Annotated in this window: 18 protein-coding genes; all 18 read left to right on the top strand. The window is 62.0% G+C overall.

Features of this window, described 5'->3' with window-relative positions; translation table 11 throughout:
- Positions 1–100: 100 nt before the first annotated feature.
- The 18 genes from X744_RS161110 to X744_RS0136250 all read left to right on the top strand — a co-directional run bounded on the left by X744_RS161110 (position 101) and on the right by X744_RS0136250 (position 18,142).
- Positions 101–1,207, top strand: coding sequence for an NAD-dependent epimerase/dehydratase family protein (locus tag X744_RS161110; protein WP_023758309.1), 1,107 nt, complete (start codon positions 101–103; stop codon positions 1,205–1,207).
- Positions 1,204–2,358: an NAD-dependent epimerase/dehydratase family protein gene (locus X744_RS161115; RefSeq protein ID WP_023758308.1), complete on the top strand. Its 1,155-nt coding sequence runs from the start codon at positions 1,204–1,206 to the stop codon at positions 2,356–2,358. Before X744_RS161110 ends, X744_RS161115 begins: the two co-directional genes overlap by 4 nt.
- The gene (locus X744_RS161120) at positions 2,355–3,647 is read left to right on the top strand and encodes a TIGR04295 family B12-binding domain-containing radical SAM protein (RefSeq protein WP_023758307.1); all 1,293 of its coding nucleotides are present in this window, start codon (positions 2,355–2,357) and stop codon (positions 3,645–3,647) included. Before X744_RS161115 ends, X744_RS161120 begins: the two co-directional genes overlap by 4 nt.
- A gap of 835 nt (positions 3,648–4,482) precedes the next feature.
- The gene (locus X744_RS1000000174995; protein ID WP_245266505.1) at positions 4,483–4,809 is read left to right on the top strand and encodes a glycosyltransferase; all 327 of its coding nucleotides are present in this window, start codon (positions 4,483–4,485) and stop codon (positions 4,807–4,809) included.
- Positions 4,810–4,811: 2 nt separating this feature from the next.
- Complete coding sequence (locus X744_RS161125) at positions 4,812–5,942, top strand: glycosyltransferase (RefSeq protein WP_023758306.1); 1,131 nt, start codon at positions 4,812–4,814, stop codon at positions 5,940–5,942.
- Positions 5,939–7,033 (top strand): glycosyltransferase, encoded by a 1,095-nt coding sequence (locus X744_RS161130; protein WP_023758305.1) that lies wholly within the window; start codon positions 5,939–5,941, stop codon positions 7,031–7,033. The genes X744_RS161125 and X744_RS161130 overlap by 4 nt, the downstream gene beginning before the upstream one ends.
- A complete protein-coding gene (locus X744_RS161135) occupies positions 7,030–8,133 on the top strand; it encodes a glycosyltransferase (protein ID WP_023758304.1) in 1,104 nt (367 codons plus the stop codon). The genes X744_RS161130 and X744_RS161135 overlap by 4 nt, the downstream gene beginning before the upstream one ends.
- Complete coding sequence (locus X744_RS161140) at positions 8,130–9,206, top strand: UDP-glucuronic acid decarboxylase family protein (protein WP_031259831.1); 1,077 nt, start codon at positions 8,130–8,132, stop codon at positions 9,204–9,206. Before X744_RS161135 ends, X744_RS161140 begins: the two co-directional genes overlap by 4 nt.
- Before the next feature lie 122 nt (positions 9,207–9,328).
- A complete protein-coding gene (locus tag X744_RS161145; RefSeq protein WP_031259830.1) occupies positions 9,329–9,529 on the top strand; it encodes a hypothetical protein in 201 nt (66 codons plus the stop codon).
- 145 nt (positions 9,530–9,674) lie between these two features.
- On the top strand, positions 9,675–10,778 hold the full coding sequence (locus tag X744_RS161150; RefSeq protein ID WP_023758301.1) for a myo-inositol-1-phosphate synthase: 1,104 nt from the start codon (positions 9,675–9,677) through the stop codon (positions 10,776–10,778).
- The gene (locus tag X744_RS161155) at positions 10,775–11,371 is read left to right on the top strand and encodes a histidine phosphatase family protein (protein ID WP_023758300.1); all 597 of its coding nucleotides are present in this window, start codon (positions 10,775–10,777) and stop codon (positions 11,369–11,371) included. Before X744_RS161150 ends, X744_RS161155 begins: the two co-directional genes overlap by 4 nt.
- Positions 11,372–11,384: 13 nt before the next feature.
- Positions 11,385–12,488, top strand: coding sequence for a glycosyltransferase (locus X744_RS161160; protein WP_023758299.1), 1,104 nt, complete (start codon positions 11,385–11,387; stop codon positions 12,486–12,488).
- Entirely contained in the window at positions 12,488–13,294 is an 807-nt protein-coding gene (locus X744_RS161165; protein ID WP_023758298.1) for a nucleotidyltransferase family protein, read from the top strand. The genes X744_RS161160 and X744_RS161165 overlap by 1 nt, the downstream gene beginning before the upstream one ends.
- A 2-nt stretch (positions 13,295–13,296) precedes the next feature.
- A complete protein-coding gene (locus X744_RS161170; RefSeq protein WP_023758297.1) occupies positions 13,297–14,058 on the top strand; it encodes a TIGR04290 family methyltransferase in 762 nt (253 codons plus the stop codon).
- Entirely contained in the window at positions 14,051–14,983 is a 933-nt protein-coding gene (locus tag X744_RS161175; RefSeq protein WP_023758296.1) for a glycosyl hydrolase, read from the top strand. The genes X744_RS161170 and X744_RS161175 overlap by 8 nt, the downstream gene beginning before the upstream one ends.
- Positions 14,984–15,110: 127 nt before the next feature.
- Entirely contained in the window at positions 15,111–16,178 is a 1,068-nt protein-coding gene (locus X744_RS161180; RefSeq protein WP_023758295.1) for a glycosyltransferase, read from the top strand.
- 6 nt (positions 16,179–16,184) lie between these two features.
- The gene (locus X744_RS161185; protein ID WP_031259829.1) at positions 16,185–17,174 is read left to right on the top strand and encodes a GNAT family N-acetyltransferase; all 990 of its coding nucleotides are present in this window, start codon (positions 16,185–16,187) and stop codon (positions 17,172–17,174) included.
- A gap of 56 nt (positions 17,175–17,230) precedes the next feature.
- Entirely contained in the window at positions 17,231–18,142 is a 912-nt protein-coding gene (locus X744_RS0136250; RefSeq protein WP_245266504.1) for a class I SAM-dependent methyltransferase, read from the top strand.
- Positions 18,143–18,202 lie beyond the last annotated feature (60 nt).

Below are 18,202 nucleotides of genomic sequence, written 5' to 3'. Positions count from 1 at the left end.
GCGCTTGGCGTACCGCGGATCGATCTTTGTTGATGCTCAGGGAACAAAGCTTTTGCGAAAAAGTTCGGAACGCCAAGGCGGGTTTGCGTGAGGAGTTGTCGTGAGACGCATATTGGTCACCGGCGGCTGTGGCTTTATCGGCCGACATGTCGCCCAAGAACTCATTGAGCACGATTACGCAGTTTGTATTTTCGACGCGCTGCTGGACCAGGTGCATGGCGGGGAAACGGTAAGCATTCCGGCCGGAGCCGAGCTGATCAGGGGCGACGTGCGCGACCGTGATGCGCTCGCCGGTGCGCTGCAGGGCGTCGATGCCGTCATTCATCTAGCAGCTGAAGTTGGTGTCGGTCAGTCGATGTATGAGATCGCCCGCTATGTCGGCACCAACGATCTCGGCACCGCTGTCCTGCTCGAAGCACTGATCAGACACCCGGTCCAACGGATCGTTGTCGCTTCGTCCATGAGCGTCTACGGCGAGGGTCTCTATGCGTCGCCGGACGGCCGGCGCGTCGGCAATGCGCGGCGGCGGCCGGAAAGCGTCAGGAACGGGCAATGGAATCCCTTGTCGGCGGAGGGCGACGTCCTGTCGCCGCTGCCGACGGACGAGGAAAAGCCGGTCGACCTCGCCTCGATCTACGCCCTGACCAAATACGCGCAGGAACGCGCGGTGCTGATCTTCGGCGAAGCCTATGACATCGATGCGGTGGCGTTGCGGCTGTTCAATGTCTTCGGCGCCGGGCAGGCGCTGTCAAATCCCTACACCGGGGTACTCGCCAATTTTGCCTCGCGGCTGGCCAATGGCCAACGGCCGATGATATTCGAAGATGGCGAGCAGAAGCGCGACTTCGTGCATGTGCGCGATGTCGCCCGCGCCTTTCGGCTCGCGCTGGAACAACGCCAGGCGCGCGGCCATGTCATCAATGTCGGCAGCGGGCGCGCCTATGCCGTCAGCGAGGTCGCCCGGCTGCTGGCCGATGCGATGGATGTGCCGGAGCGCTCGCCGGAAATCCTTGGCAAGGCACGCTCGGGCGACATTCGAAACTGCTTTGCTGACATCTCGAAAGCACGCGATCTGCTCGGCTTTGAACCACGGCTGCAGCTGGAGAATTCCCTGGATGAGTTTGTCGCATGGGTGCGCGGCACGGTCGCAATCGACCGCGGCGCCGACATGAGACGCGAACTGGAAGAGCGGGGGCTGGTATCATGACGTCCGACTTGCGCAACCCTCGCGAAGCCCACGTCGCGATTGTCGGCGGCAGCGGCTTCATCGGCTCGAACCTCGCCGACAGCCTGCTGTCCGACGCGACCCCGGTTCTGATCATCGACAATTTCAGTCGCCCCGGTGTCGAACAGAACCTGGCATGGCTGAAGCAGAAGCATGGCAATCGCATCGCCGTGGAAACCGTCGACGTCCGGGACGCGGACGCCTTGCTGCCGCTTGTGGCGAATTCGGCGGCTGTATTCCATCTTGCCGCGCAGACGGCCGTGACCACGAGCCTCGTGCAGCCGAGCGAAGACTTCGACATAAATCTTCGGGGAACATTCAACGTTCTCGAAGCCGCCCGTCGAAGCGACCGATGCATCCCGGTGATCTTCGCCAGCACCAACAAGGTTTATGGCGGGCTCCCCGACATCGCGGTGTTGGAGGAGGATAACCGTTGGGTGCCTAGTGATCCCGCTATCCGTGCCAACGGCATCGGCGAGAACCGCGGCCTGGATTTCTGCACACCCTATGGCTGCTCCAAAGGCGCGGCCGATCAATATGTGCTCGATTATGCCAAATCCTACGGGCTGCCGACCGTTGTGCTGCGGATGAGTTGCATCTATGGGCCGCATCAGTTCGGCACTGAGGATCAGGGCTGGGTGGCGCATTTTCTGCTCAGCGCCTTGTCCGGCCGCCCCATCACGATCTACGGCAACGGCAACCAGGTGCGCGACATCCTTCATGTTTCCGATGCCGTTGCGGCCTATCGCGCGGCACTTGCCCGGATCGAGGAGGCCAGCGGACAGGCATTCAATCTCGGTGGCGGACCAAAAAACGCGATCAGCCTGCGCATGCTGCTGGAGGAGATCAGCGGCATCACCGGCCGCGACGTCTCGATCCGCTATGAGCGCGAACGCACCGGCGACCAGCCGTTCTTCGTTGCCGACACACGTCGGATCGAAATGACGCTCGGCTGGANTGAGCGCGAACGCACCGGCGACCAGCCGTTCTTCGTTGCCGACACACGTCGGATCGAAATGACGCTCGGCTGGAAAGCGGCGGTCTCCTGGCGCGAAGGGGTCCGCCATCTCGCCGATTGGCTGCGGCGCAATCGCCTCGAACCGCAGCCTGAGCCAGCGAGGTGCGTGGCATGAGAGTAGCCCTTGTCAATCCGTTCTGGACCTATGAGGAGAGCATCTACTTCGGCTGCCGTCAGCCGCACTTGCCGCTCGAACTGGGCTATTCGAAAGCGATGCTTGAGGCCGATGGCCACGACGTGCTGATGCTGGACGGCCAAATCCAGCAGCAGGACAACAGCCAGCTTGCCGCGCGTGTCGCTGACTTCGGGCCGGCCATGACCGTGATCAGCACCGCGCCGACTTATCTGTTCTGGCGTTGCGCCCCACCTGAGTTGCGCGTGCCGGCCGATTTCCTCAACCGTCTCGCCGGACGTGGCGGCCGCACCGTCGCGGTCGGCCCGCATGGCTCGGCGACACCGGCACCAACGCTGCGCAAGCTTGGGGCCGATATCGTCGTGCGCGGCGAATGCGAGGAGGTCGTCGCGGAACTTGGCCGACGCGACGACTGGAGCGCGGTTGCGTACACCGCATATCTGCAAAATGGTGAACTTGCCGGCGATGGCCTCGTCCACGCCAGCCCCTTTGTCCACCATGCCCCGCTCGAATGGCCGTCCGACTGGCTCGCCGGCCATACTCATCACCATCATCGCTTCGATGAGAAGCAGTTTGGTTTAGGTGCCGAAGTCGAGGCTTCGCGCGGTTGCCCCTACAATTGCAGCTTCTGCGCCAAGATCGATTTCCGCGATGCGTATCGGCGCAGGAACCACGATGCAGTGACGGCGGAAATTGATCGGCTGATCGCTCAGGGTGTTGGCTATATCTACTTCATCGATGAGATTTTCCTCCCGCAGAAGGCGCTGCTGGAAGCGCTTGTGGATCGCGATGTCAAATTCGGTGTCCAGACCCGCATCGATCTTTGGAAACCCGAGCTCCTGGAGCTGCTTGGCGCCGCTGGTTGTGTCTCGATCGAGGCAGGGCTCGAAAGCCTGACGATGGAAGGACGCGCCATGCTGGCGAAGCGCTGCCGGCTGGGAACCGAGGAATTGGCCGCATTGCTTGTCGACGCGCGGCGTCATGTCCCCTTCGTTCAAGCCAATCTCATCGGATCAGTCGAAGATGATCCGGCTCTGGTCGAATATTGGCGAAAGCATCTCATCGACCGCGGCGTCTGGGCAAACGAACCGGTGCCGCTCTATCCCTATCCCAGTTCACCGAGCTATCGCGAGCTCTGGGGTGACCCCGACGACTTAGCCTGGGAGCGCGCGCACGAGCATTATCTCGCCTCGTTCGGCACCTTTAGCGACATCCAGGAAAAGCATCCTCGTGCGCTAACCGAATTGGAGGCCGCATGTTGCAGTCACTGATCCCGCGCCAGCGACGCATCCTGATGACGGTCGACGCCGTCGGCGGCGTCTGGCGTTATGCGCTCGACCTGACGCGTGAACTGATCACCGGCGGCGATAGTGTCGTTCTTGCCGGGCTTGGCCCCAAGCCATCCGCCGAGCAGGTCGAGGAAGCCGACACCGTCGCGGAGCTGGTATGGCTCGAGACTCCGCCAGATTGGATGACCCGCAACGAGGCCGACCTGGACGGGCTGCCACAGGAGCTGTGCGCCCTCGTTCGTGACTACGCCATCGATCTCGCCCACCTCAACGCGCCGGCACAGGCAGTAGGGCTCGATCTCCCCTGCCCGGTCGTGGCGGTGTCGCATTCATGTGTGGTGACATGGCTGCGTGCGGTGAAGGCACAGGATGCCGGCGGCGAATGGACCTGGCAGAGGGACCGCAACAGAACCGGTTTTGATCGCGCGAACGCGGTGATTGCGCCCAGCCGAAGCCATGCCGCCATGCTTGAAGCCTGCTACGGACCAATTCCCGGCCTCAGCGTCGTCAACAACGGCACCCGGCCCGGCCCGGTGGCCGCGAGGCGGGAAGCCGTTGTCTTCGCCGCCGCGCGCTGGTGGGATGAAGGCAAGAATTCAGTCACCCTCGACCACGCGGCATCGCTGATCCGCTGGCCCGTTTTTGCTGCCGGGTCCGTTCACGGTCCCGATGGGCAAGTAGCCCATTTCAGCAACGTTGCAGCCCTGGGTTCGATCGGACATCAAGATCGGAAGAGCACACGTCTGAACTCCNAGTAGCCCATTTCAGCAACGTTGCAGCCCTGGGTTCGATCGGACATCAGGAAGTCCGTTTGCTGATGGCGCGAGCCGCCGTCTTCGTGTCGCCGTCGGTTTACGAACCTTTCGGGCTTGCCGCTCTGGAGGCTGCAACATCGGCAACACCGCTCGTGCTGGCGGATATTCCTACCTATCGCGAATTATGGGACGGGGCGGCACTGTTCTACAATGCCAGCGATCCGCATGACCTCGCCAAATGTGTCGACGGTCTGTGTTGCGACGATCAACATAGGAAACGGCTCGGCCAGGCCGCTGCACGCCGTGCCCGCAGGTTCTCGCTTGCAAAACAAGCCGCCGCCATGCGCGACATCTACGGCCGCTCGGCTCTATCCGTGGCGGAACATTGACGATGCGCTTCCTGTTCTACACTCACTCCGTCGTCTCCGACTGGAATCATGGCAACGCCCATTTCCTGCGGGGCGTCATGCGCGAGCTCATTGCCTGCGGACACAAGGCGTTTGCGCTGGAACCGGCGGACGGCTGGAGCCGCTCTAATCTGCTGGCGGAGAAAGGTCCGTTCGCGGTCGAACGCTTCCGAAAGGACTTTCCCGAGCTGGTGCCGGTTACATATGGGGATGCCTTCGATCACGAAAGCTGGCTGTCGGATGCCGACGTGGTCATCGTCCACGAGTGGACGGACCCTCGACTTGTCGCGGAGATCGGGAAGGTGCGGGCGAGAAGGGGCAATTTCACGCTTTTGTTCCACGACACGCACCATCGTGCGGTTTCCGCCACGCAGTCGATCTCGGCGCTACGGTTGGAGCACTATGACGGCGTGCTCGCCTTCGGTGAGGCGCTGCGCAAGACCTACCTCCGCACCGGCTGGGGCAAGCGTGCGTTCACCTGGCATGAGGCAGCGGATGAGCGACTGTTCCAGCCGCACCCCGAAGTCGACTCGAGATCCGACATCATCTGGATCGGCAACTGGGGCGACGATGAGCGCAGCGCCGAAATTCAGGAGTTCCTCGTCAACCCGGTGCGCGAACTTGGCTTGTCCGGCACCGTTCAAGGCGTCCGTTATCCGCGAGAAGCGCTCGCCGATCTTGCCGCCGCGGGGCTCCGCTACGAGGGCTGGATCGCCAACGCGGACGTGCCGAAGGCTTTCGCGGAACATCGCCTCACCGTCCACATTCCCCGGCGGCCCTATCGGGAGAGCCTGCCGGGAATACCAACGATCCGCATGTTCGAGGCACTCGCCTGCGGCATCCCGCTCATTTCGGCCCCGTGGAGCGACGTGGAAGAACTCTTCAGACCAGGCACAGACTTTCTTTTCGCCCACGACGGATCAGAGATGCGCCGTCACCTTCGCGACGTACTGAACGACGCGGAGCTGGCCGCCTCGCTGACAAGGTCCGGCCTCGAAACCATCCGCGCGCGACACACTTGCCGCCACCGGGTGCGCGAATTGTTCGACGTGCTCGCCGAATGCGGGCGTCATCAAGCCAACAATCCAGTCGTCGCTGAGGAGGCCCTTGCATGAAGATGGCATTTTACGGATCGAGTCTGCTGTCGTCCTATTGGAACGGCGCGGCGACCTATTATCGCGGACTGCTCAAGGCACTGTCGCGACTGGGTTACCAAATTACCTTTTATGAACCGGACGCATATGACAGACAGAAAAACCGCGACATGGATGCACCGGACTGGTGCAACGTCGTCGTTTACGAAGCGACCGCCAATGCGCTTGTGCAGGTTGCGGCGCGCGCAGCCGAAGCCGACATCGTCGTCAAGGCGAGCGGCGTAGGCTTCGAGGATGATGCGCTGCTGCGCGCCGTGCTCGACAACGCCCGCGCCGATGCCCTTACCGTATTCTGGGATGTCGACGCCCCGGCGACCCTCGGTCAATTGCGTGCCGAGCCGGATCACCCGCTTCACCACGCGCTGCGGCAAATTGATCTGGTCCTCACCTATGGCGGCGGCGATCCGGTCGTCTGGGCCTACCGCACGATGGGTGCGACCGAGTGCGTGCCGATCTACAATGGACTCGATCCGGAGACGCATCATCCCGTCGCCAGAGACAACCGTTTCGTCTGCGATCTCGCGTTCCTCGGCAACCGTCTGCCGGACCGAGAAACGCGGGTCGAGGCGTTTTTCCTAGATCCAGCCGCCAAGCTCGCCGGGCAGCGCTTCCTGCTCGGCGGGTCGGGCTGGGGCGACAAACCGCTTCCGGCCAATGTCTCATGGCTCGGCCATGTCGGAACGCGGGATCACAACGCTTTCAATGTCACACCAAAGGCTGTGTTGAACATCAGCCGTGACAGCATGGCAGCGAACGGCTTCTCGCCAGCCACGCGCGTTTTCGAGGCCGCGGGCGCGGGCGCCTGCCTGATCTCGGATGCCTGGCTCGGAGTCGAATTGTTCCTGACTCCCGGCGAGGAAATCCTGATGGCGCGCGATGGCGATGATGTCGCCGAAATCATGGCCACCCTGACGGTCGAACGGGCAAAGGCGATCGGCGCAGCCGCGCTTCGCCGCGTCTTGGCTGAACACACCTATGCGCTGAGGGCTGCCGTGGCCGACGCGGTGTTCAAACGGCATTTCGAACATCCCACCGTGGAGGCAGCGGAATGAGGAAACGGCTCGACATCGTCTTTCTCGGCCTGTCGCTGTCTTCATCGTGGGGAAACGGCCACGCCACGACGTTTCGAGGGCTGCTAAAAGGCCTTCACGAACTCGGTCATCGCGTCACTTTCCTGGAGCGCGAGACACCCTGGTACGCAAACCATCGCGATCTTCGCGATCCCGATTTCTGCACCTTGCGCTACTATGAAACAACGGCCGAGCTTCATCGCAACTATGCCCGCGAGCTGCAGCGGGCCGACGTCGTGGTCGTTGGCTCCTTCGTTCCGGAGGGAAAGGCGGTTATCGACATTCTAGCTGCACTTTGCGTCGGGCAATTCTGCTTTTATGACATTGATACGCCGGTGACGCTTGCCAAGCTCGTCGAGGATGACTGCGACTATCTGAGCAAGCGGCAGGTACCGTATTTCGATATCTATTTCTCTTTCACTGGCGGGCCGACGCTTGCCCGTCTCGTCACGGACTTTGGTGCGCGGCGGGCCGAGCCGCTCCATTGCTCCGTCGATCCGGCACGGCATCATCGAACCGGAAACGCAGTCGACTGGGATCTCGGCTATCTTGGGACTTACAGCTCGGACCGGCAGATGGCATTGGAGGCGCTGCTGCTCGAACCGGCGCGCCAGATGCCGGACAAACGCTTTGTCGTCGCCGGTTCGCAATATCCGCCGGATACGGCCTGGCCGGACAATGTCGAACGCATCGAGCATTTGGCGCCTACCGATCATGCTGAGTTCTACAGCCGCCAACGCTACACGCTGAACCTGACCCGCCAGTCGATGATCACGGCTGGATGGTCGCCGAGCGTAAGGCTTTTCGAGGCAGCCGCTTGTGGCACGCCGATCATCAGCGATCGCTGGCGGGGGCTGGAGAGCTTCTTCCCCAAATCGACGATCCACACCGCCGCTCGATCTCAAGACGTGATCGAGATCCTGTGCGGCCGATCGGAGCGTGCCAGGCTCAGCATGGCCATGAAGGCGCAAGCCCTTGTACTGGCGTCACATACTGGCGCGGCAAGAGCTCGCGAATTGGTTTCGCTGTTGACCCGGTCGAGGCAGGAACCTCCGGTCCTGGACATCGGGAGTGCAGCATGATTGGCAGACAGGAGAAAATCGTGACGCGGCAGTCAAAAACAAAGGCGCGGCGGACGCCGACGGTGCTCGTCGCCGGCGGCGCGGGTTTTGTTGGTTCGCATCTTAGCGAGAAGTTGATCGAGTGCGGCTACCGTGTGATCTGCGTCGATAATTTCCTGACGGGCCGCATGGAAAACATCCGACCGATCATGAATCATCCGCGCTTCCGGTTGGTGAAGCAGGATATTTGCCGATCTTTGAAACTGGGGGAACCAGTCGAGCGCATCTTCAACCTGGCCTGCGCCGCATCGCCGCCGCGCTACCAGGCAGACCCGATCCATACCACCCGGACCTGCGTGATCGGGACACTGAACCTGCTTGATCTCGCCGCTCGAAATAACGCTCGTTTCCTGCAAGCTTCGACCAGTGAGGTCTATGGCGATCCAGAGCAGCATCCGCAAAGGGAAGACTATCTCGGCCATGTGAACTGCACAGGCCCGCGCGCCTGTTACGATGAGGGCAAGCGAACGGCGGAAACCCTCTGCTTCGATTATCTGAGGGCGGGCAAGGCCGACACGCGCGTTGCGCGGATTTTCAACACCTATGGTCCGCGAATGGATCCGGCCGATGGCCGCATCGTCTCGAACCTTATCGTGCAAGCTCTTGAAAGGCGACCGCTGACGATATTCGGCGACGGCAAGCAGACCCGATCCTTCTGCTTCGTCACCGATTTGGTGGATGGCCTGCTTAGGCTCATGGATGCCGAGCCCAATCCACGCCAGCCAGTCAATCTTGGCAATCCGGGAGAATATACCATCCTTGAGCTGGCGAAACTGGTCAGCGAAATGGCCCGCATCAGGCCCGCTCTGAAGTTCCTGCCTTTACCGCAGGATGATCCTCGCCGGCGGCAGCCCGACATATCCCGCGCAAAAGCACTTCTCGGCTGGTCGCCCAAGGTACCGCTTCGGCATGGCTTGGTGCAAACGATTGCCTATTTCGCCGAGCTTGAGACAAGCCGGATGGATGGCCCGATGACGCCGATCGCCAAAACCATCCCTCCCTCTCTGGGCAAGCTGCAGGATCTGCCGGCCTGAGCCCGTCTTATCGCCTGCAAGCTCCTCGGCGTGCAGGCGTGGGCCTGGCGGATTTCATGGTTCACTTTTTTCACGAACACGGAACATCCTGCCGGACTTGGGGTTGAGCCATAGGACCTGGCATGGAGAGCCTTGCTGTGCAGCCAAAACGATCCGCCAAAGACTTAGAGCAGGTGGCCGCCCAGGAGACGGCCGCCTTTCTGCGAAGAGCCTCGATTACTTATCTCGAATGTTGCGTTAGCCTGATGATGACGCACCTCGAACGTGAGGAAGTGGCTGCCATTCTCGAGCAGGAAGCCGACATGCTGCGAAACCTCGATTGAGACTGGCTGCTGTTGGTCCGCTCAAAGCGACCGATTTTGGGGCGGCTGGCGTAAGCTTTGTAATTATTCCGTATCGCAAGGAACATTCGGGCGCGCAGACAGTTCGGCCATGGAACTTACCTCAACAGCACATGGCGGCAGTTTCGTGGAATCAAAAAAGGTTCGGATTGCTATAGCCGGGGTGGGCAATTGCGCGTCTTCCCTAGTCCAGGGTCTCACATACTATCGAGACGCCAGAGGCAACGAGCCGATCCCGGGCCTCATGCATGCTGATCTCGGCGGCTATCACGTCGATGACATCGAGGTGGTCTGCGCTTTCGACATCGCCAAGGGCAAGGTGGGCCGCGATGTCGCGGAAGCCATCTACAGCGCACCCAACAACACATTCCGCTTTGCCGACGTGGCAAAAACAGGCGTTCGCGTCGAGCGCGGCCCGACGCTTGACGGCATCGGCAAATATTTGCGCGATCAGATCGAGGAGGCGCAAGAGCCGGTCGCCGACGTCGGCGCACAGCTTCGGCAAAGCGGCGCCGACGTGCTGATCTCATACCTGCCGGTCGGATCCGAGGAAGGAACACGCTTCTACGCCGAATGCGCGCTTGAAGCCGGCTGTGCCTTCGTCAACTGCATTCCTGTTTTCATTGCCTCACGGCCGGAATGGCGCCTCCGCTTCGAACAGCGCGGTCTGCCGCTGGTCGGCGACGACATCAAAAGCCAGGTCGGCGCGACGATTGTCCACCGTTTGCTTGCCAATTTGTTCCGCGAACGCGGCGTCCGCATCGACCGCACCTATCAGCTCAATTTCGGTGGCAACACCGACTTCCTCAACATGCTGGAACGAGAACGACTGGAATCGAAAAAGATCTCCAAGACGCAATCCGTGACGAGCCAGATCGATGTACCGCTCGAAGCGGGCAATATCCATGTCGGTCCAAGCGATCATGTGCCTTGGCTTACCGATCGCAAGTGGGCCTATATCCGCGTCGAGGGCACGACTTTCGGCGGCGTGCCGCTCAATGCCGAGCTGAAGCTGGAAGTGTGGGACTCGCCAAATTCGGCCGGAGTCGTGATCGATGCGGTGCGCTGCGCCAAGCTGGCACTCGACCGAGGCATAGCCGGCGCCCTGACCGGACCCTGCAGCTACTTCATGAAGTCGCCACCCGAGCAGTTCACAGACGCCGAGGCTCGGCTGCGCACGCTTTCCTTCATCGCCGGCAGGGACGAGCCGATGCTCGATGCCGCGGAATGACGACCACGTTCTTCCTGATCCGCCACGCGGCGCATGACCATGTCGGCGACTATCTTGCCGGACGCATGGCGGGAATTCGCCTTGGCGCGACGGGCAAGGCCCAAGCCCTGCGCCTGGCCCGCCGCATGGCAAGCGAGCCTATTGCAGCCGTCTTTTGCAGCCCGCGCGAGCGCACGCAGGAGACTGCGGATCCGGTTGCTGTCCTTTGCGGCACCGGGACCTGCATTGTCTGTGAGGAACTCGACGAAATCGACTTCGGCGTCTGGTCGGGCAGGACCTTCGAGGAATTGAGCCGCGACGCCGCCTGGCGACGATGGAACGACCACCGACAGGAGGCGATGACGCCTAGCGGCGAAACCATGCTGGACGTCCAGCGCCGTATTGGTTCGCTGATCGAGCGCCTTCGCAAACGCCACCAGAACAAGGCCATCGCACTGGTAAGCCACGCCGATGTGATCAAGGGCGCCGTCTGCGGCGTGCTTGGCCTGTCACCGGGAGACTGTTTTCGCTTCGACATCGATCCCGCTTCGATCACGACAATCGTCTCCGGCGACTGGGGCTCTAAGCTGATCCGCTTGAACGAAGCGGCCTGATGAGGACAGCCAGATGCGGATGGTCATTTTTGGTCTCACCGTCACGTCCTCATGGGGAAACGGGCATGCCACGCTGTGGCGCGGGCTGATCCGTGCCCTTGGCGGGATGGGATGGTCGGTCACATTTTTCGAACACGACACGCCCTACTACGCCCGAACGCGCGATCTCCACCATCTCGACGGCGGCGATATCGTTGTCTATCCCGACTGGGAGGTCATCCGCCAGATCGCCGAACACGCGATCGAGCAGGCAGACGTCGTGATCGTCACCTCCTACTGCCCCGACGCAGTCGACGCTTCACTTCTGGCCCAAAGCGCATGTCGCGGCTTGAAGGTATTCTATGACCTGGATACGCCCGTTACGCTTGCCCGCATCGAACAAGGTGAACTTCCGCCTTATTTCGGACCCGAGGGCCTTAGAGATTTTGACCTTGTCCTGAGCTATACCGGCGGAACCGCAATCGACGCGCTCAAGACAACTCTGGGCGCGCGCCTCGTCATGCCGCTCTATGGCCATGTCGATCCCGAGCGGCACCGGCCGGCGGAGGCCAGGGCCGAATTTGCCGGAGATCTGTCCTACCTCGGAACCTACGCGGCGGACCGTCAGGCCGGTATGGAAAGGCTGCTCGTCCGCCCGGCCTTGCGCCTGCCCGAGCGCCGCTTCGTCATCGGCGGCGCACAATATCCACTGGAGTTTCCGTGGAGCGAAAACATCTTCTTCGTCAGGCACCTGCCGCCCGCGGACCATCCGGCCTTCTTCTGCTCCTCCCGCCTGACGCTGAACGTAACACGCGAGGCAATGGCCAGAAGGGGCTGGTGTCCCTCGGGCAGGCTGTTCGAGGCTGCCGCTTGCGGCGCAGCCATCGTCACCGACGCCTGGCCAGGTCTCAGCAGCTTCTTTAAGCCCGGCAGCGAGATCATCGTCGCCGACACCACCGATGATTTGGTCGCCGCGCTCCACTTGCCGGACAGCGATATCGACGAAATCCGGCGCCGCGCCCGCGAACGGGTTCTCGATGAACATACCTCCGCGGTACGCGCCAGGGATCTCGATCGCATCCTGTCGGATGCGCGGCACGGCTCAACGCCGCAGCAGCCGTTGAAGGAAGCAGTCTGATGTTGGGCATCGTGCCTGCCGCCGGGCGCGGCAGCCGCATTCAACCGCTCGGCTTCTCAAAGGAGCTCTTGCCGGTCGGCAGTCGTATCGACGGCGCGGCCGAGCGCCCCTGTGCGGTGAGCGAATATCTGGTGCGCCGCATGGTGCGTGCCGGTACCGACAAGATCTGTTTTATCATCGGATCGGAAAAATCGGATATTCTCGAGTACTACGCGGCCGGGTATGGCGATGCAGTCGCTGTCTTCGTAGTGCAGCCCTCCCCCGTTGGCCTTTGCGACGCAATCTTCCGCGCCGCGCCCCTCGTCGCACCGGACGAGACAGTCCTGATCGGCTTGCCCGATACGATCTGGTTTCCAGAAGAAGGCTTCAGCCGCCTGCCAAATGACAAGCTTTCGTTCCTGCTGTTCCCGGTAGACCGTCCTGAACTCTTCGATGCCGTCATCCTGGAGCAGGACGGCCGGGTGCAGGCAATCCAGGTCAAGCAGCAGGACGCCGCCACAAACTGGATCTGGGGCGCATTCAAGATGCCGGGCCACGTGTTTCACCAGCTTGCGGCGTTGTGGCGCGAAAGAGACCGTTCCGACGAATATATCGGCACGCTTGTCAACGCCTATCTGGCAGCCGGGGGCGAAGCCTTCGGCGTCAAGGCCGGCACAGCCTATGTCGACGTCGGCACCTTCAACGGCTACCGCGCGGCGCTTCGGCTGCTGGAGAACAGTACGGCGACGTTGAACATAGCTGAGGATCTGTCCCTCTCGCTGTCTGCTCACGCGAAAATGCCGCTTCATCCAGGCGAAGGAGGCTAGCCATGCTCCAGTCCAGCGCTGAAATCCGCCGTCGCATCGATGCCCTCGGCCCATGGTTCCACAACATGGACCTGGCAGGCATCGAAACCGCGCCTGATCATTTCCTCGGCAACTACCCATTGGTGAAATGGCGCAAGTTCGCCGACGCCATTCCTGCCGACCTCTCCGGCAAGGCCGTGCTCGACATAGGCTGCAATGCGGGCTTCTATTCGATCGAGATGAAACGGCGAGGCGCCAGCCGCGTGCTCGGCATCGATTTCGACGAGGCCTATCTGGCGCAGGCGCGCTTTGCCGCAGAGATCGCCGATTGCGACATCGAATTCCAGCTGCTCTCGGTCTACGACGTCGGCATCCTGCGCGAGACCTTCGACATCGTGCTGTTCATGGGCGTGCTTTATCACCTTCGGCACCCCCTGCTTGCCCTCGATCTGGTCCGCGAGCACGTCGCCGGCGATCTGATGGTCTTTCAATCGATGCAGCGTGGCAGCTCCGACCTGCCCCTCCTGGAGCAGAATTACCCCTTCTGGACGCACGATATGTTCGATCGACCGGAATTTCCGAAACTGCATTTCATCGAGCATCGCTACGCCGACGATCCAACCAACTGGTGGATTCCCAATCGTGCCTGCACCGAAGCGATGCTGCGCAGCGCCGGCTTCGAGATCGTGCTGCATCCCGAGCAGGAGGTCTATTTCTGCCGCGCCACAAGCGAACCCGCCGGCGGCGGCGCCGTCTACCCGTCGAAAGGAGACCTTCATGATTGAAGCCGCGATGATCTGGAATGAGCCGAACAACAAGTCCCACTGGGACCCTGAGCTGGACCCCGAATGGCGCCGCTTCGCCGACATGACTATACTGGCCGCCCAGGCAGTCGCCGTGGCCAACCCGGCGGTGACCAGGGTCCTCGGCGGCATCTCGCCGATCGATGCCGATTTCATGAAGCTGATGAAGCAGTTCGGCGTGCTCGACCATGTCGATGCGGTCGCCGTCCATGGTTTTCCTCTCGACTGGAACCTCTGGCAGATCCAGGAATGGCCCCAGAGGCTTGGCGAGATTTCGACCGTCACCGATCTTCCCGTGTGGGTCAGCGAGGTCGGCGTTTCGAGCTTCGGCGCAGAGGAAATACAGGTCTGGGGTTTGCGCCGGACCGCTGAACTGCTGCTCGGCAATTCGCCACGCATACAATGGTACAGCCTCTATGATCTGCCGCGTGAATGGGGAGCAACGACGCGCCATCGCGAAGCGGAAGGCTCCTCCTATTATCGCCACTTCTACATGGGTCTTCTGCGGCAGGACGGAACACCCAAGCCCGCGCTCGACGAATTCATTCGTCACACTCCCGAAATGGGACTGGCGCAATGGTTCCACTTCGAGGACCCGAGGCTGGATGACGCGGTCGCCTGGATGAAGCGGTTGGGGGTCACGCAGCTGCGTACCGGGCTTTCCTGGGCCGACAGTTTCAGGCCGAACGCCCTGGACTGGTTCGACAGGCAGATGGAGGCGCTTGCCGATTTCGACGTGACCGTAACCTTTTGCTTCACGCCCGAGCACCGCGGAATGATGCCGCATCATACGAGCCCGCCCCTCGTGCCGGAGGAGTTCGCGGAATTTTGCGCGGCGATGATCCGCCGCTACGCCCCCGGAGTGATCGCTTCGCAAGCCAGGGCATTCGGAGCTACGGCTATATGATCATGTCATTGAGCACATGTTCCGCCGCGATGGCGTCCCATGATTTTCCGGCCTGGTCAGGCGGAGGCTCTGGTCCGGCGTTCTGGCGTCGGATCGCTGTTTCCAGGAAGCTTTGGTTCGACCGGACATGACACTCACGATCCTGAATGTCGCCTACCCCCTCGCCGCGACCGGGCCGGACGCGGTCGGCGGAGCCGAACAAGTGCTGTCGATGCTCGACCAGGCGCTGGTACGCGCGGGTCACACGTCCATCGTGGTCGGCTGCCAGGGCTCCAAGGCAGCAGGCATTCTCGTTGAAACGCCTGCCGAGCCAGGCGTGCTCGACGATGCGGCGAAAATCCGGGCACGACAGGCTCATCGCACCGCGATTGCGGCGGCGCGGGCCCGTTGGCCGATCGATGTCGTCCACCTTCACGGCATTGATTTCGACGCCTATCTGCCTGACGATGGTCCGACGCTCGTATCGTTGCACCTGCCGCTCGATTGGTATCCCGCGGACGCCCTGCGCCCGGCGCGCGATGATCTATGGCTGCATGCCGTGTCGGCCTCCCAACAGAAGACGGCGCCGCCAGGCGCCATGCTCGTTGCGCCAATTCCAAATGGCGTCGATATCGATCAATTGTACGAAACGCGATCCAGGCGCGCCTTCGCGCTGGTGCTCAGCCGCATCTGTCCGGAAAAGGGCATCCATCTGGCTCTCGACGCGGCCAAGCAGGCTGGTCTCCCGCTTGCTGTCGCGGGCAAGGTCTATCCCTACGAGACCCACACGCGCTACTTCGACGACGAGGTTCGGCCGCGGCTCGACAGGCAGCGCCGCTTCCTAGGTCCGCTCGGTTTTGCGGCGAAACGCCGGTTCCTCAACGCGGCTCGTTGCCTCGTTATTCCGAGCCTAGCGCCCGAAACCAGCTCGCTTGTGGCGATGGAGGCGCTCGCCTGCGGCACACCGGTGATTGCCTTTCCAAACGGAGCGCTGCCGGATGTGGTCGAACACGGCAGCACCGGCTTTCTCGTCGACAATGTCGACGACATGGCGAAGGCCATCATCGCGTCATCCGACCTCGACCCCGAGACATGCCGCGCCGCGGCACGGCACCGCTTTTCGCTCGATCGCATGGTCTCGTCGTACATCGACACCTATCATGCCCTTGCTCGGCTCGGCACCGGCCACAGCAGCCCTGCAGTCGCGACAGGGTGAGCGGACATGCTGCGCGGCGAGGTGATCGATGATCCCACCGCCCTTGCCGCTCTGGAGCCCCACTGGTGGCGGCTCTGGGCATCCAGCCGAACGGCGACGCCTTTTCAGTGCCCTGCCTGGCTCCTTGCATGGTGGGAAGCATTTGCACCTGGCGAACTGGCGACGATCGCGGTCTGGCGTGACGAGGATTTGGCAGGACTGGCGCCGCTTTATCGGGAACGGGCAATTTCTGGTTCGAGGCTGCTTCCGGTCGGAATCTCCCTGAGCGACTATCTGGACATTCTCTGCCTGCCCGGCATCGAAATGGCTGTTGCCGGCACCATTGCCGACGTGGTTGCCAAGATCGAATGGTCGCAATGGATTCTACCGGACCTGCCGGCCGACGCTGCCGGCCTCGCCATCAGCCATCCCGCGATGGAAGCCAGTGAGGCCGTCAACCATGCGGCTTGTCCCGTACTCTCGATTGCCGGTGACGACCGGCTTGCAGGCTGCGTTCCTTCACGGCGACGGCGACAATTGCGTCGCGCGTACAGAGCCGCTTGCGGGTGCGGCCGTGTCTCGGTCTGGCCGGCACAGAACGATCCCCGATTGTTCCTCGATCATCTGGTTCGCCTGCACGGCGCCCGCTGGGCCGGTTATGGTGACGGCGTGCTGAACGGCCCCAATGTCGAAGAGTTCCATAGGCACGCACTGCCCCCGCTCGCCGCGCATGGTCTTGTCCGATGCTGGCTCATAGCCATCGACGACCAGGTCATAGGTGCCTATTACGGCTTTCACCATCGTCAGCGCGCCTATGCCTATCTTGGCGGTTTCGACCCAGACTATGCCGAGGTCAGTCCCGGCGCGATCCTAATCGGCCACGCCATAACCGAGGCACTTCGAGAAGGCGCTAGCGAGTTCGACTTTTTGCGCGGGCGCGAGGCTTACAAGTACAGTTGGGGCGCCGTCGATCAATGGACAAAGCACAGGATCTGGACTCGAGGCTCGATCCCGTGAGCGGGGCCGGACATTCGCCACGGGCATCGGCCGCAAGAAAAGCGATCGAGCATTGGATGTCGGAAGGCGCCGGCGCCGAAACGATCATCGCCAGGCTCGCGCTTCTTTTCGAAGCAGGCATAGACGCTGGCGAACTGGCTCAGATCGCACAGGACATGTCTTCGACGGATCTTCAAAACCAGGACAAGCTACAACGGGTCGCCAGCCTGCTCCGTCACAGGCCCGATACCTTGGCGCTGTTGCGCGAAATAGGTGCTGCTGTTCGCCATCGACGCGACGAAGCGGAAACGGATGCAGCGGTGGTCCAGCGACTTGCGTCGAGCTTCGATGCGGCAGCGAGGATTTCATCGGCGGCAAGCGTCCAGTTGTCGTCCCTCGGCGATGAGGAAAAGCTCTCGGCTGCCACCGCTGAGATCACCGGGTGGCTGCAAAGACAAGGCTTCACCGGCGCCGGACTTCGTATACTGGACATTGGCTGCGGCATCGGGCGTTTTGAAATCGCGCTTTCCCCCGCCGCGCTGCGGGTCGTCGGGATCGATATATCGCCGAGCATGATTTCGATCGGGCTTGAGCGGTGCGCCGCGCTGCCAAATGTGGAACTCCGGCTGACCTCGGGCCTCGATCTCGCCGATTTCGGCGACGCCAGCTTCGATTGCGTGCTGGCCGTCGACAGCTTTCCCTATCTGGTGCTGGCCGGACTCGCGGAGCGATACTTGAAGGAGATTGGGCGCGTGCTGAAACGACCGGGCATGGCTGCAATTCTGAACTACTCCTATCGCGGCTCTCCAGCGCTGGATCGCTCCGAGATCCATCACCTCGCCGAAGCATACGGCATGCAGGTTGTGATCGATGGCGAGAGGCCATTCCGCCTGTGGGATGGAACTGCCTTCATGCTCGTACCGGTTGGAACATTACGGCCCGGCGCGGGTTCGGGCGTCGATGAAGAGCGCAGCGTGAGGTCAACTTGACGGCAGTGCATCGATCCGATTTGGATCTGGCCCCGATCGGTGCTTCCGCCTGCTGCGACA

The sequence above is a fragment of the Mesorhizobium sp. LNHC252B00 genome, assembly GCF_000502955.1.
Classification (GTDB): domain Bacteria; phylum Pseudomonadota; class Alphaproteobacteria; order Rhizobiales; family Rhizobiaceae; genus Mesorhizobium.
This window is presented reverse-complemented; position numbering and strand designations above follow the sequence as displayed.